At 68.4% G+C, this 22,105-nt stretch carries 19 protein-coding genes; 5 read left to right on the top strand and 14 right to left on the bottom strand.

Going from position 1 to position 22,105, the window contains the following annotated elements; translation table 11 throughout:
• The first annotated feature begins 9 nt into the window (after window positions 1–9).
• Window positions 10–699, top strand: coding sequence for an N-acetylmannosamine-6-phosphate 2-epimerase (locus ACZK5D_RS15105; protein ID WP_463665870.1), 690 nt, complete (start codon window positions 10–12; stop codon window positions 697–699).
• A gap of 343 nt (window positions 700–1,042) precedes the next feature.
• Here ACZK5D_RS15105 and ACZK5D_RS15100 read toward each other — a convergent pair whose 3' ends face one another.
• Window positions 1,043–2,419: an HNH endonuclease signature motif containing protein gene (locus tag ACZK5D_RS15100; RefSeq protein WP_463665869.1), complete on the bottom strand. Its 1,377-nt coding sequence runs from the start codon at window positions 2,417–2,419 to the stop codon at window positions 1,043–1,045.
• 288 nt (window positions 2,420–2,707) lie between these two features.
• Between ACZK5D_RS15100 and ACZK5D_RS15095 the strand changes: the two genes are divergently transcribed.
• The 3 genes from ACZK5D_RS15095 (at window position 2,708) to ACZK5D_RS15085 (ending at window position 7,337) form a co-directional block, all read left to right on the top strand.
• Window positions 2,708–4,147 carry an SNIPE associated domain-containing protein gene (locus ACZK5D_RS15095; protein ID WP_458994933.1) on the top strand — a complete coding sequence of 480 codons (1,440 nt, stop codon included), beginning with the start codon at window positions 2,708–2,710 and terminating at the stop codon, window positions 4,145–4,147.
• 204 nt (window positions 4,148–4,351) lie between these two features.
• On the top strand, window positions 4,352–4,924 hold the full coding sequence (locus ACZK5D_RS15090) for a TetR/AcrR family transcriptional regulator (RefSeq protein ID WP_463665868.1): 573 nt from the start codon (window positions 4,352–4,354) through the stop codon (window positions 4,922–4,924).
• 4 nt (window positions 4,925–4,928) lie between these two features.
• Window positions 4,929–7,337: a glycoside hydrolase family 2 TIM barrel-domain containing protein gene (locus ACZK5D_RS15085; protein ID WP_463665867.1), complete on the top strand. Its 2,409-nt coding sequence runs from the start codon at window positions 4,929–4,931 to the stop codon at window positions 7,335–7,337.
• A 111-nt stretch (window positions 7,338–7,448) separates the two neighbouring features.
• Here the strand turns inward: ACZK5D_RS15085 and ACZK5D_RS15080 are convergent, their stop codons facing one another.
• Window positions 7,449–7,943, bottom strand: coding sequence for a bifunctional nuclease family protein (locus ACZK5D_RS15080; protein ID WP_463665866.1), 495 nt, complete (start codon window positions 7,941–7,943; stop codon window positions 7,449–7,451).
• Window positions 7,944–8,111: 168 nt separating this feature from the next.
• On the opposite strand from ACZK5D_RS15080, the gene ACZK5D_RS15075 reads away from it, so the two are divergent.
• Entirely contained in the window at window positions 8,112–9,224 is a 1,113-nt protein-coding gene (locus tag ACZK5D_RS15075; protein ID WP_463665865.1) for a peptidoglycan-binding protein, read from the top strand.
• A gap of 25 nt (window positions 9,225–9,249) precedes the next feature.
• On the opposite strand, the gene ACZK5D_RS15070 is transcribed toward ACZK5D_RS15075, so the two are convergent.
• From ACZK5D_RS15070 to ACZK5D_RS15015, 12 genes are all read right to left on the bottom strand, one after another.
• On the bottom strand, window positions 9,250–10,602 hold the full coding sequence (locus ACZK5D_RS15070) for a glycoside hydrolase family 32 protein (protein WP_463665864.1): 1,353 nt from the start codon (window positions 10,600–10,602) through the stop codon (window positions 9,250–9,252).
• Between the two features lie 32 nt (window positions 10,603–10,634).
• Window positions 10,635–12,230 carry an extracellular solute-binding protein gene (locus ACZK5D_RS15065; protein WP_463665863.1) on the bottom strand — a complete coding sequence of 532 codons (1,596 nt, stop codon included), beginning with the start codon at window positions 12,228–12,230 and terminating at the stop codon, window positions 10,635–10,637.
• 26 nt (window positions 12,231–12,256) lie between these two features.
• Complete coding sequence (locus ACZK5D_RS15060; RefSeq protein ID WP_463665893.1) at window positions 12,257–13,195, bottom strand: carbohydrate ABC transporter permease; 939 nt, start codon at window positions 13,193–13,195, stop codon at window positions 12,257–12,259.
• Window positions 13,196–13,200: 5 nt separating this feature from the next.
• Entirely contained in the window at window positions 13,201–14,181 is a 981-nt protein-coding gene (locus tag ACZK5D_RS15055) for an ABC transporter permease (protein ID WP_463665862.1), read from the bottom strand.
• Window positions 14,178–15,203 carry a LacI family DNA-binding transcriptional regulator gene (locus ACZK5D_RS15050; RefSeq protein WP_463665861.1) on the bottom strand — a complete coding sequence of 342 codons (1,026 nt, stop codon included), beginning with the start codon at window positions 15,201–15,203 and terminating at the stop codon, window positions 14,178–14,180. Before ACZK5D_RS15050 ends, ACZK5D_RS15055 begins: the two co-directional genes overlap by 4 nt.
• 168 nt (window positions 15,204–15,371) lie before the next feature.
• Entirely contained in the window at window positions 15,372–15,863 is a 492-nt protein-coding gene (locus ACZK5D_RS15045; protein WP_458994928.1) for a DUF456 domain-containing protein, read from the bottom strand.
• A 271-nt stretch (window positions 15,864–16,134) separates the two neighbouring features.
• Window positions 16,135–16,995, bottom strand: a complete 861-nt coding sequence (locus ACZK5D_RS15040; RefSeq protein ID WP_458994927.1) for a 2-oxo acid dehydrogenase subunit E2 — start codon at window positions 16,993–16,995, stop codon at window positions 16,135–16,137.
• 61 nt (window positions 16,996–17,056) lie between these two features.
• Window positions 17,057–17,680 (bottom strand): phosphatase PAP2-related protein, encoded by a 624-nt coding sequence (locus tag ACZK5D_RS15035; protein WP_458994926.1) that lies wholly within the window; start codon window positions 17,678–17,680, stop codon window positions 17,057–17,059.
• A gap of 77 nt (window positions 17,681–17,757) precedes the next feature.
• Window positions 17,758–18,777, bottom strand: coding sequence for a LacI family DNA-binding transcriptional regulator (locus ACZK5D_RS15030; protein ID WP_458994925.1), 1,020 nt, complete (start codon window positions 18,775–18,777; stop codon window positions 17,758–17,760).
• Window positions 18,778–18,806: 29 nt separating this feature from the next.
• Complete coding sequence (locus ACZK5D_RS15025; RefSeq protein ID WP_463665860.1) at window positions 18,807–19,631, bottom strand: carbohydrate ABC transporter permease; 825 nt, start codon at window positions 19,629–19,631, stop codon at window positions 18,807–18,809.
• The gene (locus tag ACZK5D_RS15020; protein ID WP_458994923.1) at window positions 19,631–20,542 is read right to left on the bottom strand and encodes a carbohydrate ABC transporter permease; all 912 of its coding nucleotides are present in this window, start codon (window positions 20,540–20,542) and stop codon (window positions 19,631–19,633) included. The genes ACZK5D_RS15025 and ACZK5D_RS15020 overlap by 1 nt, the downstream gene beginning before the upstream one ends.
• Before the next feature lie 100 nt (window positions 20,543–20,642).
• Window positions 20,643–21,899, bottom strand: coding sequence for an ABC transporter substrate-binding protein (locus ACZK5D_RS15015; RefSeq protein WP_458994922.1), 1,257 nt, complete (start codon window positions 21,897–21,899; stop codon window positions 20,643–20,645).
• Between the last annotated feature and the right edge of the window lie 206 nt (window positions 21,900–22,105).

The following is a 22,105-nucleotide window of genomic DNA, read 5'->3' as shown; positions in this document are numbered from 1 at the left end:
AGGACTGAGATGAGTGACGTGACCGAGGCGATCCGCGGGCGGCTGGTGGTGTCCTGCCAGGCGTATCCCGGCGAGCCGATGCTTGACCCGCGGACGATGAGCCAGGTGGCGCAGTCGGCGGTGATCGGGGGAGCGGCGGCGATCCGCGCCAAGGGGCTGGACGACCTGCGCGCCATCCGCGCCGCCGTCGACGTGCCCATCATCGGGCTGGTCAAGGTGGGCAAGGAGGGCGTCTACATCACGCCGACGCTGGCCGACTGTGTCGCGGTGGCCGAGACGGGGTGCGAGGTGGTGGCGCTCGACGGCACCCGCCGCCCGCGTCCCGACGGGCTCTCCCTCGCCGAGACCATCGCGGGGCTCAAGGATCGCTTCCCGGATGTGCTCGTGATGGCCGACTGCGGCTCCGCCGGCGACGCCGTCGCCGCGCAGGAGGCGGGCGCCGACCTCATCGGCACCACGCTGGTGGGCTACTCCGGCGAGCGCCCGAAGACCGACGGCCCGGACTGGGAGGCGGTCGACGAGATGCTTGCGGTCGCGGACCGGCCCCTGATCGTCGAGGGCCGCCTCCACACGCCGGCCGACGCGGCTGAGGCGATGCGCCGCGGGGCATGGTCGGTCGTAGTCGGCACGGCGATCACGCACCCCGCGACGATCACGCGCTGGTTCGCCGAGGCCCTCCCCGCACCCGCAGCCGGCTGACGCGCTGGTTCGCCTTCCCGCTGGAGAGCTCGCGCAGGAGCTTGGTAGTGAGGCGGTGACACCAGCCGCCTGGATGAATGGCGCGCCCGCTGGCCTCGGTCACTCAGATGCGCACGAGAGGCACTGCACAGAGGATCGTGGAGGCGGATCAGTGGACGTGCGAACGAGACCCCGCCGGTGAGCCGGGTGGTGCGGAGCGCAGCGACGCGCGCCCGCGTGTGAAACCAGCACCGGCTGGTTGAGCCGGGCCCCAGTTCCGCTGGTTGAGCCGGGCCGTGAGGAGCGGAGCGACGCGCGCCCGTGTTGAAACCGACGCGGGTTCACCGGCGACGGGGTGGGCGGGTCACTGGCGCCAGGCGGGGGAACTGGCCAGGATCAAGTCGTCGTCCTCCGGTGGGCAGGGTGGCGCACCTGCCTGAGGTTCGAGCTGTTGCAGCCGGTGGCGTTGGTGCTGCCGAGGTTTGCGGGTGGGGTCGATGTGGCGGGGTGGGGTGAACCATGGCAGCCCGGTCACCTGGTCGAGGTGTACCTGCCACTGTGATTCGGCGGATTGCAGCGGGTCTGGTTCGACGAGTCGGTGATGGTGCGGGCACAACAGGACCCCGTTGGCGAGGCAGGTGGGGCCGCCTGTCCACCAGGGGATGATGTGGTGGCATTGGCAGCCGGCGGGGGTGGCGGTGCAGCCGGGGAACACGCAGCCTTGGTCGCGTTGGGTGATCGCGGCGCGGAGGGCGGGGGTGAAGTGGCGGTGGGTGCGGCCGACGTCGAGGGGGCGGGATGCGCCGCCGAGGACCATGGGGGTCAGGCGGGCGTCGCAGGCCATGCGTCGTGCGTCGCCTGCGGTGAGGCCGTCGATGCCGCCCACGCCGAGTGTCGTCACCTGCCCGAGGCCTGACACGAGGGTGTCGTAGTTGAGGGTGATGTGGACGTGGGGGCGGTCGACGCCGTGGGAGGGGAGGGTGCCGCCGGAGGCGGCGTGCTGGACCAGCAGCACCAACGCATCCGCCCGCCGGGTGTCCGGGCCTGCTGCTTCTCCGGCGTGGGTGTAGGTCGATTTCGCGGGCATCAGGGCGTCGAGCTGCGCGGACAGGAGCGCGGCGTCGGCGACGGGGAGTTGGCCGGTGATGCGGATCGAGCCGTGGTGATCGGGGGCCAGCCGCAGGAACCGGTTCCGCCGCGCTGCGGCCTCCTCCCTGGCCAGGCGGCGGGCGTCGTCGGCATCCGCCCGGTCGGGGTCGACGACCTCCGTCAAACGAGCCGCCAGGATCCGCAGTTCGGTGGGGCCCAACGTGGTGGCGTGGGCCAGGATCAGTTCCTGGCATTCCACCAGTTGGGCGCGGGTCAGGTGCGGGGGGAGTTTCCGCAGCCCGGTGATGATCGCGTCGGCCTGCGCCACCGAGATCTCGCCGTCGTTGAGGGCGGCGCCGATGAGGGGGAATCGGTCCCCGAGATCGGCGGCGAGGCGTAGCGTGGCGGTGGCCTGCGCTGGGGTGGTGCGTACCGATTGCCGCACGCCGTCGATGACAGCGTCCGCGGCGGACAGGCGTGCTTCGTTGAGTAGGTGGAGCCGCAGCCCGGCGAGTTGGGCCTCGAACTCCCCGATCGAGTCGACCAGCCCGGCCAGACGCTGCACAGCGGCGGCGTCGGTGCCGAGCGCGCCGGCGGCGTCCCACAGCGCGGCGAGATACCGCTGCCCCAGGTCCACCACCGACTCGCTCATGTGAACTATTCTGTCAACGACCACCGACAGAAACGTGCCCGGAAAGCCCTCCCGGCAAGAAACTCTTCGAGCAATTTCTGGAGCCTGCTCGACCCACGTCCAAGGCCATCGTGGGCGCACTGGCAGGGCAATACGGAGTGCTTGTCAACAGGAATTGCCGCGTGAGTTGTGGCGAGTCTGAATCGGTGCCCAGTCGCATCCGGATCCGTGACGTTGATCTGGCAAGAGCCTGATCCCCTTGGGCGGTAGGTTGGGCGCGGAAACCGCGTCGCTTGGGGGTACTTGAACATGGCACATCGATTCAATGTCCCGCCGGACTGGCCGACTCCACCGTCGGGTTGGGTTCCGCCTGAGGACTGGCAGCCGGACCCGTCGTGGCCGCCCGCGCCGGCGGGCTGGGTCTTCTGGGTCGATGATGCGTCAACGCCGCCCGCGACACCGTCAGCATCCAACACCTCGGGAGAATCGCCTTCGGCTGGCAAGGGCTTTCTCGGGGGGCTGTTCGGCGGCAAGCGTGCGCTTGAAGAGGAGAACGGCCAGCTGAAGCAGGCGGTCCAGCGGCTCGGAGCGATGGATGCGGTGCAGTTGCAGGCTGAGTCTGCGCGTGTCGCCGCTGAACTTGCTCGCGCTCGCGGTCAGTTGGCCGAGGCTCAGGGAGAGTTGGCACGGGCGCGAGCCGACATCGTCGAAACCAATGAGCTGGCACAGCTTCAAGAGGCGGGCATCTACCAGTATGCGCATCCGCTCGCCAGCGCCGTTGGTTATCGAGACCTCCTCGCTGCGGTCAAGAAGGACACCAGCGCTCTGATCAAGCAGGGCCGGGCCGTCCACGCCACGACCACGTGGCAGGTCAACGGCTCGGCGGCTCAGGGCCGCAAGATGGTGTCCGACTTCTCGAAACTGCTCCTGCGTGCGTACAACGCGGAGGCCGACAACTGCGTTCGGACCGTGAAACCACATAGCCGCCGCGCCTCTCTGGACCGACTCACCAAGGCGGCCGAGACTATCGCTCGTCTTGGAAAGACCATGGACATCAGCATCACGGCCGAGTACCACCACGTCCGGTTGTACGAGATCGAGCTGACGGCCGACTACCTGGCCAAGGTGGAGGAGGAGAAGGAGCGAACCCGCGCTGAGCGTGACCGGCTTCGCGAGGAGGCTGCTGCCCAGCGTGACTTTGAGCGGGAGAAGGCCAAGCTTCGCAAGGAGCAGGAGCACTACATGACCGCGCTCGCCAAGATGCGAAGCAACGGCTCATCCGGCGATGCGATTGCCGACATCGAAGCGAAGCTCGCCGAGCTCGGGGTGGAAATGGACAAGGTGATCAGTCGTGAGGCGAACATCCGCGCCGGTTATGTGTATGTGATCTCCAACATCGGCGCTTTCGGGGAGCGGATGGTGAAGATCGGTCTGACACGGCGACTGGAACCGATGGATCGGGTTCGGGAGTTGGGTGATGCGTCCGTTCCGTTCCGGTTTGATGTCCATGCACTCATCTTCAGCGAGGACGCCGTCTCGCTCGAGACGCAGCTGCACCAGCGTCTTGCGGACCGAAAAGTCAATCGGATCAACAACGCCCGGGAGTTCTTCTTCGCCACGCCTTCGGAAGTGAGGGAACTGCTCACCGACATCGCCGGACAGCATCTACTGGAGTACACGGACGAACCCGAGGCGGCCGAGTGGCGTGCCAGTGCCGCACGCGGTGACTCGGGCGCCGCGCACGGCTGACGGATATCGCACGAGTATCCGAGGCCCGGGTTCAGTGTCGGCGCTGCAGTGAGTCCCGTGGGCGCGAGCAGGGTGATCGGACGATGATGCGGGTCGCGCGAGCGATGTGTGGACCGCCCTGCGACCGCTCTCTCGCCCCTGCCTCAGCAGCAATATACGTACGTTCTGATAGGCTCAGGTAGTCGACGACGATAGGAGCAGGGAATGGAGCGCATCACCCGGCGCCACGACCCAGAGCGCCGCGACCGCATCATCGCCGCGACCCTCGATCTCATCGCGGACCAGGGGACCGCCGGCGCCACATACCGCACGGTCGCGGCCGCGGCGGGCATCCCGCTGGGCTCCATGACGTACCACTTCCCCAGCCGCGACGACCTCCTCTTCGCCGCCTTCGAGCGGTTCGCCGACGAGACCTTCTCCCCGCTGGACCGCGCCATGAGCACCGCCGATGGAGACCCCCGTGAGGCCCTCGCTCAGCTCGTGATCCAGGACGACGACGATCCGCGCACCAAGATCCTCCTGGCCGAGTTGTACGTGCTCGCCTTCCGCGAGACCCGCTACGCAGACCTGATGCGGCAGTGGATGGGCAGGTCCCGAGACGCGATCGCCCGCCGGATCGACGGCGTCAACCCACGCGTCCTCGACGCTGTCCAGGAGGGCCTCGGCCTGCAGCGGTGGCTGCTGCCGGACGAACTGACCGCCGACGACGTCCGCCACGTCTTCCACGCGCTGATCCCCGACCCGTCCGACCCGCCCGTCGGCCCCTACCAGGAGTGACCCCATGAACGCGATCCCCTTCAACGACGACTGGACGTACCGCCTGCCGCTCGGCCCGTTCGCTGCGGCCAACGGCGAGGACGCCCAGCCCACGCCCGTCCGGTTGCCGCACGACGCCCTCCGCGACACCGACCGCACCCCCGAGGCCCCGGGCAAGGGCGCAGGCGCCTACTACCCGCACGCCGGCTTCACCTACCTCAAGGCCTTCCAGGCCCCGGAGGAGTGGCGCGGCAAGCTCGTGCGTCTGGAGATCCAGGGCGCCTACCGCCGCGCCCAGGTGTTCCTCAACGACGAGTTCGCCGGCAACCGCGCCGACGGCTACGCGCGCTTCTTCGTCGACCTCACCCCGTACCTCCGGTATGGCCAGGAGAATGCGCTGCGCATCGAGGTGCGGTCCGGCCAGGACTCGCGCTGGTACTCCGGCTCCGGCCTGCACCGCCCGGTGGTGCTCCACGTCGACGACCCCGTCCACGTCGTCCCCGACGGAGTGACGGTCACCACCGTGCGCGTCGAGGACGACCAGGCGGTCGTCGACGTGGTCAGCACCCTCGCCAACGCGGGCCTGACCACCCGGACCATCACGGTGGACACCGCCCTGGCTGCGCCCGACGGAGGGGTCGTGGAGCGCGACAGCACCCCGTCGACCCTGGCACCCGGAGAGACTGCCCTTGTCAGACAGCGGTTCTACGTCCAGCAGCCGCAGCTGTGGGGCCCGGAGCATTCCGCCCTCTACACCGCGACCCTCTCGCTGGGCGAGGGCGCCCCCACCGAGGTGAGGTTCGGGATCCGCACCGTCACCGTCGACCCCCGCAAGGGCCTGCGGATCAACGGCGAACCCGTGCTTCTCCGCGGCGCGTGCATCCACTCCGACAACGGGCCCCTCGGCGCCGCCGCCATCGGGCGCGCCGACGAGCGCCGCATTGAGCTGTTGAAGGAGGCCGGCTTCAACGCCATCCGGACCGCCCACAACCCTGCGTCGCCGGCCCTTCTCGACGCCTGCGACCGCCACGGCGTCCTCGTCATGGACGAGGCGTTCGACATGTGGACCAAGTTCAAGACCCCGTACGACTACGCCGCGGAGTTCCCGCAGTGGTGGGCGGAGGACCTGGAGGCCATGGTGGCCAAGGACCGCAACCACCCGAGCGTGATCATGTACTCCATCGGCAACGAGATCGCGGAGGTGGGCACCCCGCACGGCGCCCGCTGGGCCAGGCGGATGGCCGAGCTCGTGCGCGCCCTCGACCCCACGCGCCTCGTCACCAACGGCATCAACCCGTTCCTCGCCGTGATCGACGAGGTGGCCGCCATCGCGGAGGAGTCCGGCGGGCTCAACGAGATGATGGCCGCCGAGGGCGGACCGTTCGCCGTCGTCAGCGCCAGCGAGTCGGCGGGCCGGCGGACCGCGGAGTCGAGCGCCCCGCTCGACGTGCTGGGGCTCAACTACGCCGAGTCCCGCTACGCCATCGACCGAGAGCTGTTCCCCCACCGGGTGATCGTGGGCTCGGAGACGTTCCCGTCCCAGATCGGGCGGCTGTGGCCCATGGTCCGGGACTCGCCCAACGTGATCGGCGACTTCACCTGGACCGGCTGGGACTATCTCGGCGAGGTGGGGATCGGGGCCACGGCCTACGCGGAGGATCCCGGCGCCGTCGCGGCGCTGGAGCGCGAGTACCCGTACCTGACGGCGTGGTGCGGCGACCTCGACATCACCGGGTGGCGGCGCCCGGTCTCGTACTACCGCCAGATCGTGTTCGGCCTGCGCGCCGAGCCCTACATCGCCGTCCAGCGCCCAGGGCGCCAGGGGCACACGATCACCATGCAGTCGCCCTGGGGGTGGAGCGATTCGGTCTCGTCGTGGACGTGGCCGGGCTTCGAGGGCAGGCCGGTCACCGTCGAGGTCTATGCCGATGCCGACGAGGTGGCGCTGCTGCTCGACGGGGTGGAGGTGTCGCGGGCGACGGTGGGGGAGAGGCTCCCGATGCTGGCCACCCTGGAGACCGCCTACGGGGCGGGGGAGCTCACCGCCGTCGCCTACCGGGACGGCGAGGAGGTGGGCCGCACCGGCCTCGCCACCGCGACCACCGCTGCCCGGCTGACCGCGACCGCCGACCGCACCCGCCTGAGCGACGACGACGCCGACCTGGCCTTCGTGGCCATCGAGCTGCGCGATGACAACGGCGTTCTCGTCACGACGGAGGACCTTGCGGTCACCGTCGAGGTCGAGGGGGCGGGCGTGCTGGCAGGGATGTGCAGCGCGAACCCCGCCACCGAGGAGCGCTTCGACGCCCCGACCTGGCGGACCTTCGACGGCCGGGCCCTCGCCGTCGTGCGGCCCACCGGGCACGGCGCGGTCTCGGTGACAGTGTCGGCGGAGGGGCACCAGCCGGTGCTGCTCACGCTGAACGTGGGCTGAGCTCCCGGGGGCAGGCGTCTCCCGGGACGCCACCGGGCACGTCGACGGATGTGCGTCCGCGGCGGGAATCGACCTCGGAGGCGACACTCACTGCCCTTCCCTCCCGGGCGCTCAGCCCTGGAAATCCTCCGGGTCGACGTTCTCGAGGAACTCGCTGAAGGCCGCGACCTCCGCCTCCTCGTCGGCGTCCCCCTCGCGCTCGTCGGGGACGCCGGCCTGCTCGAGCACCTCGTCGGCCACCCAGATCACCGACCCTGTCCGCAGCGACAACCCGATGGCGTCGGACGGGCGGGCGTCGAGCACGCGCTCGCCGGCGGGGGTGTTGAGCCGGATCTCGGCGTAGAAGGTGCCGTTCTCGATCTTGGTGACCGCGATGCGCTCAACCTCCGCGTCGAGTGACTCGAGCATCGCGCGCATGAGGTCCAGGGTTAGCGGACGCGGGGCGGGGTTGCCGTCGGCGCCCGCGAGGATCGCGGCGGCCTCGAGGCCCCCGATCCAGATGGGGAGCATGCTGCCCTCACCAGGCTCCTCGTCGAGGGGCTTGAGGATCACCACCGGTTGCTGCTTCACGTCCAGGGCAAGCCCTGCGATGCGGACGGGGATCATGCGCTCCACCTCCCTGCCGGGCCCGGCGATGAGCCGGGTGTTGCGGTGGTTCCATCGTATGCCTCTGCTCGCATCGTCGTCGGCCGGCAGTCGGACGCGCCCTATGCGCAGGGCGTGGCCACTGCGGATTGAGCGTGTGCCATGATGCGGGTGAGCCAGGGGGCGACCATGAAGCACTGTCGAGTGTGTGGGAATCCGACCATGGGGGACCTGTGCCCCGAGTGCGAGGCGCGCTACGGTGCCGGCCCGCAGGGGGGCTCCGGTCAGGTGGGGGATCCGGGGTCGCAGTCGCCCTTCGCGCCCCCCGCCTATCCCGGTGCGCAGACCCCGCCGCCCGCTTACCCCAGCGCCCAGACGCCTCCGCCCGCGTACTTCGGCGCGACTACTCCGCCGTCCGCCTACCCCGGTGCACAGACGCCGCCGACGGGATACCCCGGTCAGAGCGTCCCTCCCCAGGGGCCCGAGTACACCTACCGGCCGGCGCCGCAGCAGCCGACTGCCGACCCGTCCGCCTGGGCTTACCCCCCGGCGGCCGTCTCTGGCGCTGACACCCGCGCGCGCACGGGCCGTGGCGCCACCGTCGCCCTTGTTGCGGGCCTCGCCGTCGTCGTCCTGGCGGCGGGCGTGGGGATGGTCATGCTGCTCCTCGGCGGAGGCCGCGAGGGAGAGGTGGCCGCGGATCCCGTCGTCGCGACTCCGGCGCCGGCGTCGACGGTGTTCGTCACGCTTGCACCCTCCGTCGAGGAGACGACGCCGGCGGCGGCGCCGACGGCCGCCGCCAGCGCGGATGCTCCGAGCGTCGCGGCCCAGCCGACCGCCCAGCCCGCCGAGCCGACGCAGGCGGCCCCGGCCGACGACGCGCTCGTCAAGCCCCAGGTGTTCGTGCGGTATTACCCCCTCTTCCGCGGCGACCAGGGCTATGTGGTCCTGGCGCTGCAGGAGCTGCTCTCGTGGAGGGGCGTCCGGACGCTGGCCGACGGCGACTTCGGCCCCGCCACGGAGCGCTCGGTGCGGCAGTGGCAGGCCCAGAACGGGCTGGACGCCACGGGCGCCGTGGACGACACCACCTGGGACTCGCTGGTGCCGAGGCTGTCTGAGGGGTCGCAGGGCGAGGGGGTCGCGGTGATGCAGCGACTGCTCGGCTACCGCGGATACGACGTGGTGGTCGACGGCGACTTCGGCCCCCAGACCGAGGCGGTCGTCCGCGCCTTCCAGTCGGATCGCGGCCTCCCCGTCGACGGCGTGGTGGGCCCGGTCACCTGGGCAGCCCTGCTCGCGTAGCGGCGCCGCTCGGGCGGGCCAGGCATCATCCCGCGAGCGGTAGTTTCGGCGAGGTGGCGACGTGGGCGAGCCCGGAACCTGACACCCGGACAGGCCCGGCGTGCGGGAAGGTCTGCGCGGTCACCGCGACCCTCCCGCCGTCGAGGAACACCTCGATGAGTCCGTGGTCCTCGACGAGGACGCCGGTGACCGGCCCGTCGGGGAGGGGGATGGGGGGCGTCACGTGGATCCCCGCATGGACCCCGTGGGGATCAGCGGCGCTCCGGTCGACGACCAGAGCGCCGTCGGGCACGCGCCTCAACACGAGCCGGCTGACCGACCCGCCGTCGCCGGTCTCCACGACGACCTCTCCCGCGCCGGGCAGCTCGAAGTCCACCTGGTGCGTGTCTTCAGGCATGTCGGCGGGCAGCACCGGCGCGTGCCGGAGCACTGGGCCGCCCTGGGCTGGCACCAAGGTCAGCGTGCGCGCCACCGTCATCGCCGACTGCCACGGGAACGTCGGAGTCTGGTTGGCGTAGGCCCAGTTGCTCATCCACCCCATGACCGTGGGCCTGTCCGTGCCCTGGAACGAGACCGCGGCGTACATGTCCGGCCCGTGGTCGAACCAGCGCAGGCCTCCCGCGTCCGGGGTGAACACGGCCCCGTCGAAGTCCCCGACGAGATACCGCATGCCCGACCCGCCAGCGAAGCCGCCGGGGTTGGTGCTGAGCAGCAGCACCCACCGCGACACCCCGGTGCCCTCCACGGGCACCTCAAGGAGATCGGGACACTCCCACAGCAGGCCCGGCTCGCCCAGGGGCCCGACGCTGCTCTCGTGGGTCCAGTCGATGAGGTTGGGGGAGGTGTGGACGAGCACCTGCATGTCCTCGGCCTCCACCGTCACCATCACCCAGCGACGCGTCTCCTGGTGCCAGGAGACCTTGGGGTCCCGGAAGTTGGCCGAGCCGCGGTCGAGCACCGGGTTCTCGGCGTAGCGCGCCCAGGTGAGCCCGTCGTCGAGGCTGTAGGCCAACGACTGGGCCTGCCGGCCCGCGTGCTCGGGATGCGCCGCGGAGTACGAACTGGTGAAGATAGCCACAAGCGGTCCCTCGGGGCCGTCGCCGAGACCGGAGGTGTTGTCCCGGTCCCAGACGACGGACCCCGAGAACGCCATCTCCAGCTCGGTGGCGGGGATGGCCATCGGGAGCTCCTCCCACTCGACGAGGTCCGACGACACGGCATGCCCCCAGCCGATGTTGCCCCAGGTGCGGCCCTCCGGGTTGTTCTGGAAGAACAGGTGGAACCTGCCCTTGTGCCGGATCAGCCCGTTGGGGTCGTTCATCCACGTGGAGCGGGGGGTGAAGTGCACCGTGGGGCGGTACTGGGGGGTGTCGTGCATCAGGGAGACCTCGTCAGAATGGGATGGGTGGGTCAGGCGCTCTTGTAGCGGTCGTACGCGGCCTGGTAGACCTCGACCACCTTGGACAGGCCCATGGACTCGAGCTGGGCCACGTAGCCGTCCCACTGCGAATCGATGTTGCCCTCGACGATGAACGTCGCGAACTGTCGGCCCACGTAGGTGTTGATCTCGGTCTGGGCGTCGGCGATCTGCTGCAGTTCCTCGTTGCTGAGCATGACCGGCGGGTAGGCGTCGTTGGCGCGATGCGGCTCGTAGTACGTGACGCACATGTCCTGGCGCTCCTTGGCGCGGGGTTCGGGCGCCACCACGGTCTGGAAGTGCTCGCGGGTGGTGATGCAGGGGCCCATCGGAGCCACCTTCTGACGGCGCTCGCCCTCCGACTCGCCGGCCTTCGCGGGGATCTGCACGAGGATGCCCTCGGCGTTCTTCTCCAGCGTCACGCCCACGGGGCCCCAGCGGGTCTCGGCGGACATCACCGGGTCGTACAGCCGGTCGACCCAGCGCATGGTCGCCGCCGGGTACTTGTTCGCGCTGGTGATGGCGAACGCGCCGCGGTTGATCTCGGCGTAGTTGGAGACCGATGCCCGCTGCTTGCCGTCGAAGCCCTTGAGGACGCCCACGTGCGCGTAGTCGGCCACCCGGTCCTCGCCCACGGCCTCCTTCATCTCCCACCAGATGAACGAGCCGAGGCTCATCGGGTCGGCCTTGCCCTTGGCCAGGTAGGTGGGGTCGTCCTGCGAGAAGCTCTCCGGGTCGATGAGCCCCGCCTTGTACCACTCGCCGAGCCGCTTGACGGCCGTGCGCCACTCCTCGCGGGCGGCGGTGAAGATCACCTTGTCGTCCTGGACGATGCGGTGGTCGTTGTTGTCCGGCAGGCCGCCGATGGCCGCGATGAGGTCGGCGACGTTGGCGCAGAACGAGTCCACCCGGAAGGACAGCGGGATCACGCCGTCGCCGCGTGCCTTGAACGCGCGCAGCGCGGCTTCGTACTCGTCGATGGTGGTGGGGACCGGCAGGCCGGCCTCGTCGAGCCACGTCTTGTTGACGAAGAGGAAGTTCGGGTACGCGAGGATGCCCAGCTCCTCGACGGCGGGGAGGGTGTAGATGTGGCCGTCGGAGGCTGTGATGGCGCCGCGGATGTCGGGGCGCGCGTCGAGGATGCCCTTGAGGATGGGGGCGTGCGTGGCAATGAGCTCCTCCAGCGGGATGAGTGTCCCGTTGGAGCCGTTGGCCACCACGTCGCTGTCGGTGAGGCCGGTGTTGAACAGCGCGTCGGGCAGGTCGCCCGAGGCCAGCATGAGGTTCTTCTTCTCGGCGTAGACGTTGTCCGGGAGGTTGTCCCAGCTGATGTCGATGTTGGTGTCGGACTTCCACCGCTGGACGAGCTCCATCGTCTCGTAGTCCGGGGCCAGGGCGGACTTGGTGCCGGAGAACGTGAGGGGGAGCGGCTTGTCCGTGATGGGCAGGCCCTCGGCCTTGAAGCCGAACGCGTCGGACGCGTCTGACGGGAGGCCGGAGCCGGCGTTGCCGTCGGAGCAGGCCGCCACGAGGCCGGAGACGGCCACCGCGGCGAACCCGGCCAGGATGCTGCGTCGCTTGATCATCATTGATGTTTCCTTTCGGGGGGGGTGGGTCACTTGAGGGCGCCGAGGGTGGCGCCCTTCACGAAGTACTTCTGCAGGAAGGGGAAGATGATCAGCAGCGGGACCGTGGAGACGACGATCATTCCGTACTTGATCAGCTCGCCCAGGCGCTGGGCGGCGGCGTAGGAGTCGATGGATCCGGTGTCGAGCGAGGCGGAGGCCTGCGACTCGACGAGGACGTTGCGCAGCACCAGCTGCAGCGGGTACATCGACTCGTCGTTGAGGTAGATCATCGCGTCGAAGTAGGAGTTCCAGTACGCCACGATGTGGGTCATGGCCATGAGTGCGATGAGGGGCTTGGTGAGAGGCAGCGCCATCCGGAAGAAGAACTGGAAGTCGTTGGCGCCGTCGATCTGGGCGGCCTCGCGCAGCTCTGCGGGGACGTTGGTCTCGAAGAAGGTGCGGGCGATGATGAGGTTCCACACGCCGACGGCGCCGGGCAGGATGACCGCCCACATCGTGTCCAGCATCCCCAGGTCCCGGACCACCAGGTAGCGGGCGATGAGGCCGCCGTCGAAGAACATGGTGATGATGAACGCGATCATGAAGAGGCTGCGGCCCGGCATGTCGCGGCGGGACAGTGCGTAGCCGGTGGTCAGGGTGATCGAGACGCTGACCAGGGTGCCGACGGCGGTGTAGAGCATCGAGTTGCCGAAGCCCCTGAGCATGGCGTCGTTGGCGAAGAGCGTGGCGTAGCCCTCCAGGGTGAAGCCTTGGGGGAAGAGCCAGACCTTGCCCTGGGCGATGAGGTTCGGGTCGCTGACCGACGCGATGACGATGAAGTACAGCGGGTAGACGATGGCCGCGACCGCCAGGAGGAGCAGCCCGACGCTGACGATGTTGAACAGCGGATCCGCGATCCGCTCGGCGAGCCCGTCCTGCTTGGTGAGCGACGGGGTGGGGGAGAGGGAGTGTGTCTGCGTTGTCATGGAGATCACCAGAGGGAGGATTGGTTGGCCTTCTTGGCGACGAAGTTGAACGTCACGAGAAGGATGAGATTGAGGACCGAGTTGAACAGCCCGATGGCGGCCGAGTAGCTGAACTGCGCCTGCTGGAGACCCGCCTTGTACACGTAGGTGTTGATGATCTCCGAGGTTTCGAGGTTGAGCGGGGTCTGCATCAGGTAGACCTTCTCGAACCCGAGATTGAAGATGTTGCCGATGGCCAGGACGAACAGGATCGTCACCACGGGGAGGATGCCGGGGATGTCGATGTGCCAGATCCGGCGGAACTTGTTGGCGCCGTCCATCTTGGCCGCCTCGTGCAGGGAGGGGTCGATCGCGGTGAGCGCGGCGAGGTAGATGATCATCGAGAAGCCGGCGTTCTGCCAGATGTCGGACCCGATGTAGAGGGGACGGAACCAGCCCGGGTCCCCCATGAAGAAGATGGGATCCCCGCCGGCCAGCTCGACGGCGTTGTTGACGATGCCCGAACTGGGGCTGAACAGCAGGAAGATCATCCCCACCACGACCACGACCGAGATGAACGAGGGCGCGTACAGCACGCTCTGCACCACCTTCTTGAACCGTGGCGAGGACAGCTGGTTGACGATCAGCGCCAGGACGATCGGCACCGGGAAGGCCACGAGCAGGCCGACGGTGTTGATGGTGAGCGTGTTGATCAACAGCTCCTCGAACTGGAACGAGTTGATGAACCGCTCGAAGTGCATCAGTCCCACCCAGGGGCTGCCCAGGAACCCGGCCGAGGGGTTGTAGTTGCGGAACGCGATCTGAGCCCCGTACATCGGCCAGTACTTGAACAGGACGAGATAGATGAGGCCCGGAGCCAGTAATACGTATAACTGCCACGAGCGAAGAATGGAGGTGCGGCGCGACACGCGTTTCCGCGGCGCCGGCGCCGCGTCACTGGTGACGGGTGGGGTAGGGGCGGGTGGGGCGGTGAGAACGGACGTCATGCGGGGACCTTTGCGAGCGCGACGGATTCGCGGGACTGGAGGGAGCATTCGACGGCGAGCCGCTTCGGCTCTGAGCGGGGGCTCAGGACCTCGGCGACCGCGAGGCGCCCCATCTCCACGAGTGGGAGCTGGAACGTCGTGAGGCGCGGGGAGAACATCGGGGTCAGCAGGGCCTGGTTGTCGAAGCCGACGATGCTGACGTCGTCGGGGATGGAGAGGCCGAGGCGCTCGGCGGCGTGGTACGTGCCGAGCGCCGTGCGGTCGTTGCCGCAGAAGATGGCGGTGGGCCGGTGGGCCTGCCGGAGCAGGTCCGTGCCGTAGTCCAGGCCCTCCTCGTAGCTGCCGTGGCCGAAGCGGAGGAGGTCGGGGGTGAGCTCGACGCCCGCGTGGTGCAGGGCGTCCGAGAAGCCCTGGAGGCGGCCCGACGCGGCTGGGAGGGTGGAGCCCTCTTCGGCGATGTTGATCATCGCGATGCGACGGTGGCCGGCGTCGAGCAGGGCCTGCGCGGCCGCGCGGCCGCCTGCCACCTCGTCGGGGAAGATGCTCGTGACGGTGCCGGCGAGGTCCTGCGAGTTGACGCAGACTGTGGGTGTCGCGGTGAGGCTGTCGGGGAGCTCCACCCGGCGGTGGTACATGGACGCGTAGATCACGCCGGCCACCCGGTAGGACTGCATCATCGAGATGGCGGCCCTCTCAAGGCCGGGATCCCCGGCGGTGTCGACGGTGAGCAGCACGTAGCCTCGTCGCCACGCCTCCTGCTGGGCGCCGAGGATCATCTGGCCCGCGAACTCGGTGGTGGCCACCTCGTCGCCGACGAGCCCGATCATCCGTGACCTGCCCTCGCGGAGCACCTTGGCGTGGACGTTGGTGCGGAACCCGAGCCGTTTGGCGGCATCGAGGACCCGCTGGGTGGTGGCGGCGGAGACGCGTCCGTGCTGGGCCCCGTTGAGCACCATGGACACCGTGGCCTGCGACACGCCGGCGGCTGCGGCGACGTCGTTCATGGTGGGCTGGTTCTCCATCGAACACCTCTCGGGTTATGCGTATAACTGAACATTAGTTCACGCCCGATGGGATGTCAACACCGTTGGGAGAGTTCGAGGGTCCCGGGCTGCCGGCCGCACTCGCGCAGGGAGCGTCGGCTCACGCCCGGGCCGGGCCCGACGCGTGGGCAGCCGCCCCGCGGCCGTTCACCAGGCGGTGAGGACACTCACCGCCAGCACTGCGGTGGCGAGCATCGCGCACGACAACTCGATCAGGATGCCCAGCCCCAGCGCCTTGATGGTCTCCCAGCTGGTGGCGGCGGCCTTCCGGAAGTCGCGCATCCGGTACCACTCGGCGAGCAGCAGGCCGACGGCGAATCCCACCGCCAGGCCGAAGCCCGGCAGCACGAACATGCCGACGATGCCCAGCAGCAGACCGACCGCGATCGGCCACTTCGGCACCTCACGCTGCTGGAGCGACCGGCCGGTGAGCAGCCAGCTGCTGACTCCGCCGATGACCAGCAGGACGGCGGCCACACCGAAGGCGACCCATCCCCAGCCCGACGCGCCCCAGATCGCCCAGACCAGGGCCCCGGCGCCGACCAGGATGCTGCCGGGCAGGACGGGAAAGACGATGCCAACGAGCCCCACCAGGGCCAGGACTACAGCCGCTATGGCGGCGATCACTTCAACGGTCACACGCTCCAGCCTACGGTGCGCGCAATCAGCGGGGCTGCATCGCCAAGTCCTGGGAGTTGGCCACTGGGGCCTGCGTGACGTCGTCGTCGAAGAACGACCGCCAGGGGTGGTAGCGGTCTGGACGGGCTTGAAGTGTCGGTTCTTGCCGGGACTGCCCGGTCAGAACCGACACTGGAGTCCGCGACGGGGGGATGGTGGGCGTCTCACCCGTGCTCTGGACAGGAGTCGGGTCGCAGGTCGGGATGGCCGCATACGACTCACCCGGCAGCCGTCACAATGCGGAGTTGAGGGCCTCCGGGTCGTCGATCATCCGCTGCAGCAGCTGGGCCGAGCGGACCAGGTAGAAGCCATCGGTGACCCGCTCGTCGATCGTGTAGACGACGTCCACCCGCCGCCGCGCGACGATGGCGCCCGACTCGTCGACCACCGCTTCGGGGGAGATGGTGCCGATCGCGACGAACACGCCCGCGGTGCCGTGCCGGTACAGGTGGTGGAACGGCGCCTCCGCCTGGAGCGAGCCCATGTTGACCAGGTAGGCGCTCGCATAGGTCGGGATGGCGTCCTGCAGGACCCTCGGCAGCATGTTGATCGAGTCCAGCATCCACGCCGCCCGCGCGATGCCGGCCACCACAGGCCCGGGGAGCCGGACCAACGTGGACACCAACTTGTCGCTCTCGTTGCGGGTGTGGTTGCGCGCCCGGTCGAGCGACGCGTCCACCTTGACGCGCACCTCGTCGACGGTCTCGAGGCCGGTGAAGGTGATGAGGGCCTGCACCTCGTCGGCCTCGTCGGTCAGGGCTTTCTTCACCGTGAACGAGAAGGAGATCTCCCGGTGCTCGTAGGTGCGCTTCCCGGAGACGAACCGGTTGAGCTCAGGACGCTGGTGGAAGAGCCGCGCCAGGGCCGTGAGGAAGACGTGGAAGAAGCGGATCCGCTCCTCGGGCGGACGGTCCCGGTTGACCTCTTCGAGCCACGAGGTCAACCGCTCCACCTCCATGTGCTGGGGGTAGTAGACGGTCGCGTCGAGCCGGGTGGGCATCAGGTGGGGGACGACGCGGCGCACGGCGGGCAGGTCGTGGACCAGGCGCCCATCTCGTCGTCCCTTGAAGGGCCGTGCCCCGGTGAAGATCATCGTTCCCTCTGCTGGCGTCGTCGCTGTACCTGATGGCCACACCCTAGGTCAGCGGCGGGGCTCACCTGCCGGTAACCGCCGCAATGGGTGCGAACAGCCGTCCGTGCCGCCACACGGTGGCGACGAAGTAGGCGAGCAGCAGGCCGCCGACGATGTCGATCGAGTAGTGGCCTCGGGCCAGCAGGAGGCCGGCGAGCATCACCGCGACTATCGACCAGTGGAACAGCCGGAGCCGAGGCTGGTCGTCGGGCACCAGGAGGGCGAGCAGGGTGAGCAGCGCGATGTGACCGGAGGGGAACGTGCCGAACTGCTCCTGCGGGAAGACGAAGATGCCCTCGCCGTACGCCGGCGCGAGGGGGGTGAGGGCGATCATGCCCGCCCGTATGAGGTACAGCAGGGCGATCGTCGCGCCGACGGCGGGCAGCCTCGACGGCGCCGCCCGGAGGGTGGCCCACAGGAAGACCCCCAGCCCGGCCGCCAGCGCCACCACCGTCAGCCAGCGGGCGGGGCCGACGTAGGGCAGCAGGCCGAACAGCAGGTCGTCGGGGCGGGGAGCGTCGGCGAAGGACCTGATGATCAGCTGGTTGGCGAGCCACGTCGCGACGCCTGCAACCACGCCCAGCACCACCGTGGTGGCCCAGGCGGCCACGAGCGACGGTGGCCGGCGCTCCGACGGTTCCTCCATGGCCCCAGTCTGCCGAAGCCCATCGCCTGCGCGTCGGCGGATCGCCGGGAAGTTGCCGGTGGGCCCGGCGGCCAGACCTATGCCACGGGCGCCGGAACCGCGGTGGTGTCGCGGGCCATGACGGTGAACGGGGCGGCGATGAACCGCGGCGGCAGGTCCGGGTCCGTCGTTGCGGCGGCGATCCGCTCGGCCAGGAGCTTCACGCACAGCTTGGCGATCTCCGTGCGTCCGGGGTTGACGCTGGACAGCGACGGCATTGTGTACTGGGCGGCCTCGGTGTCGTCGAAGCCGATCACCGCCACGTGGCGGGGGACCGAGAGCCCGTTCCTCGTCAAGGCGTGGATGGCACCGAACGCCAGCAGGTCGTTGAGCGCCACCACCGCGTCGAAGTGTGCCCCGCGGGCCAGCAGCGTCTCGACGGCGTCGGAGCCCTTGTCGCGGTGCCACCGGTCCTCTCCGACGATGAGCGTCTCATCGACGGGGATGCCGCGGGCCGCCAGCGCCTCCTTGTAGCCGCGCAGGCGCAGCCCCGAGGCTCCCCTCACGTCCTCCGGGTTGGCGCCGATGAGCGCGATGCGGGTCCTGCCCGCGTCGAGGAGGTGCTCGGTGGCGGCTCGGGCGGCCTCGACGTTGCTCATGGTGACGTGGTCCAGGCCCACGTCGAACACGGCCTCGCCGAGGAGCACGACGGGGAAGTCGACGTTGAAGAGGCGCAGGTCCGCCTGGCCGAGCAGCAACGGCGAGAAGATCACGCCGTCGACGCCGAGGGCCTGGGCGCCCTCCAGGATGGCCACCTCTGCATCCCTGTCGAAGTTCGTCTGCTGGATCAGCACCTTGAAGCCGTATGACTTCGCCTCCTCCAGCACCAGGTCCGCGAGCTCGGCGAAATACGGGTTCTTCAATTCGGGCAGCGCGAGGCTGATCTGTCCGGTCTTCCCTTGACGCAGATTCCTGGCCGCGACATTGATCCGGTAACCAAGCAGATCGACGGCTTCCAGCACACGCGCCCTGGTCTCCTCTGTGGCTTTCGGGTGCCCATTGAGGACATTGGAGACGGTCTTCGTCGAGACGCTGGCCAGGCGGGCAACGTCCTGCATGGTGACGCGCCTGGCACCGGCAGCTTTCACTATCCCTTCAACCCTCCTGCGAGCAGTCCGCTGACGATGTGACGCTGAGTGAAGATGAAGAAGATCACCATGGGGATCAGCGCGACCACCGACACCGTCATGAATCTGGGCCAGTCAGTGGTGAACTCAGACACGGCATTGTATACCTGAAGGACCACCGTCCTGCGGCTCGGTGTGCTGATGAACACGGTGGGGAGGAGGAAGTCGTTCCACACCCACATTGCCTGGAACACTCCCACCGTCACCAGGATCGGCTTGATGAGCGGGAGCACGATGCGCCAGAAGATCTGCAGCGCGTTCGCGCCGTCGAGCCGTGCCGCCTCGATGATCTCGTAGGGGAGGGTCTTCATGTAACCCTGGATCAGGAAGTAGCAGAATATGGATCCGCCGAGGTACATGAGGATGAGTCCGTTGAGAGAATCGACCAACTTGAACCCGACGAGGGTGCGGTAGAGCGGGATCAGGGTGGACTGCCCGGGGACGATGAATCCGATCAGCAGGATGTTCCCGATGAGCAGGTTGACCCGGCTGCTGCGCATGATCATGGCGAATGCCGCCATGGCGCCCACGATCAGCTGCAGCACCACGGCCAGCGCGGTCACGTAGAGCGTGTTGGCGAATGACAGGTAGATCCGGGGATCGGAAAGCACCTGCGCGTAGTTCTCGAGCGTGAATTCACGCGGGAGGCTGAGAGGCGAGGTCACCATCTCGCCCTGGGTCTTGAACGTGTTGACCACGATGTAGTAGAGCGGGACGGCGACGAGCGCGGCGAGCAGGATCATTCCCACGCTCAGGCCGATTCGACGGAGATTCTGGTTCCTCATCACACGTACCTCTTCTCGATGAGACGGGTGAGCCACAGTTGCGCGAACGACAGGATCGCCACGGCAAGGGTGAAGATGACGGCCAGAGCCGAGGCCAGGCCGTAGCGCCCCTGGCCCACGCCGGTCGTGATGATCGACTGGGTGATCGTGTAGGTGGCGAACCCCGGCCCGCCGTTGGTGAGGGTGTATGGCAGGTCGAACACCTTCAGGCCGCCGGTCATGAGCAGGAAGGAGCTGACCACCATGGCCGGGGTGAGCAGGGGAAGCGTGATGCTGAAGAACTGCTGGCGGGCCGAGGCGCCGTCCACCTTGGCCACCTCGTAGAGCTCCTGCGGGATGGACTGCAGGTAGGCGGTGTAGAGCACGGCGTGCCACCCGGTGGCGGCCCAAACCCCGACGGCGATGACGGAGAACTTGGCCAGCGCGTCGACCGACAGCCATCCCACGGGTGGCAGGCCGGCCGAGGCAAGGAGCGAGTTGAGCACGCCGGACTCCAGCGGCGAGAGGATGTAGCGCCACACCAGGCCGAGGATGGCCATCGACGGGATGGCCGGGAAGAACCAGAGGCTACGGACGAAGTTGCGGCCGATGAAGGCCTTGTTCAACTGGACCGCGAGCGGGATCGCCAGCACGGTGACGAGGACGGTGGTGGCCACCCCGAAGAGCAGGGTGAACCCGAGCCCGGCAAGCATCGACGGGTCGTTGGCGATGGTGGCGTAGTTCTGGAGCCCCACGAAGTTGGCCTCGGGGCTGTACCCGGTGAAGTCGGTCAGGCTCCAGTAGAACGACTGGGCGAGGGGAATGACGAAGAGGAAGAGGAAGACCAGAATCACGGGGACGAGGAAGGCCTTGTTGACAGCCGTCTGGGTCCAGCCGCCGTAGATCTTCGACGGTTGGTGTCGGGGCGTCACCCGTTCTTGCGTGACAGCTTGTTGCACGTTGATCACACACCTTTTGAACCAGGGTTGGGTGGAGAGGGTGGGGCACCGGCGTGGTGCCCCACCCTGGGGCTCATGAAGCTGCGAGCTTGGTATCCATCGCCCGTGCCACGTCGACAGGTTCGATCTGTCCCTGGATCATGCGCTGGATCTGGGCCACCGCCTCCACGTTGAGGACGTCCTCGGACCGCTGCCACGAGATCATGGGCAGGTACAGCTGGCCGGTGCGGATGGACTCGGCCATCGGCTCGAATGCCGGGTCCACCGTCGGCTCGAAGTCGCTTGTGACGGTGACGTCGTTGGTCTGCTCATGGAAGATCTCCACCCCCGCGGGTGAGGCCAGGAAGGCAAGGAAGGTCTTCGCTGCCTCCTGCGCCTCGTCGGAGGCCTTGGAGTTGATGGCGTAGCCCGGAGAGGCCGCACCAGCGGCGAAGGGTGCGCCGCCGAGGACGCCCGGCACCAGGTCGAACTTGAACGCGAGGTCCGGCGCGCCTTCGCGGATGGCGTTGATGAGCCAAGGCCCGCCGTTGATCATGGCCACGCGGCCGGCGATGAACTCGTCACGGATCATGTCGCCGTCGAGACCGAGCACCTCCTGGCCGACGACGCCCTCGGTGTAGAGGCGGTTGTACTCCTCCAGGAACGGGGTCCACTGCTCCTCGAAGGTCGACTCTCCGGAGAAGATCTGCTCGTCGAGGGTGGGATCCATGGTGGAGCTCTCCTCACCGACCCAGGCGGAGACGGTGGTGGGCATCTGATCGACGGACTCCATGAAGGGCTTGATCCCGGCGGCCTCGAGCTCCTTGCACATCTGGAGGAACTCGTCCCAGGTGTCGGGGACCGAGTCGTAGCCCACCTCCGCGAGGAGTTCCTCGTTGTAGATGAACCCGGCCGCCCAGCTCGAGACGGAGAGGCCGTAGGCGGCGCCGTCCCGGCCGTAGGTGTCGATGTTGAACTGCTCCACGTTCTCCATGAAGGGCTCGCCGGACAGGTCGAGAACCTGTTTCGCGTCGATGAGGTTGGTCTTGTTCTCTGCTGCGATCACGAAGACATCTGGGGCGGTGCCGGACAGCACGCGCGTCTGGAGCGTCTGGATGTACTCGGCCACGGGGGGAGCGAACGAGACGTCGATTCGGATGTCAGGGTGCTCCTCGTTGAAGGCTTCGATGATCGGGGTCATCTGCTCCTCGCCGGTCCACGAAAGGAAGGTGATGGTCTGGGCGCCGTTCCCGCCGTCCGCGGAGCCCTCGCTTCCGCCACCACCGCAGGCTGCCAGCAGCAGGGATGCCGAGACCGCCAGTGTTGCTGCGATTCTTAGTCGATTCTTCACTTCTCTCCTCCTTGAGTCAGCGGTTCATCGATGGACCGCTGAACTCATGGTTACACGGGAGGAGTTGTGCGTCAAGCGAAGATTCCGCGTGGAATTTGTTGTCTCTTCAGTTGAATGCGTCCTCTTGACCAAGGCGGATGCAGTCTGACATGCTTGGTTCATCGATGCACCGTCGCACGCGCGAGGGTGTGGTTGGGGGCGCACCT

The organism is Tessaracoccus yangjingae (genome assembly GCF_055326235.1).
Note: the sequence above shows the minus strand (reverse complement) of the source record. Positions and strands in the feature narration are given on the sequence as shown.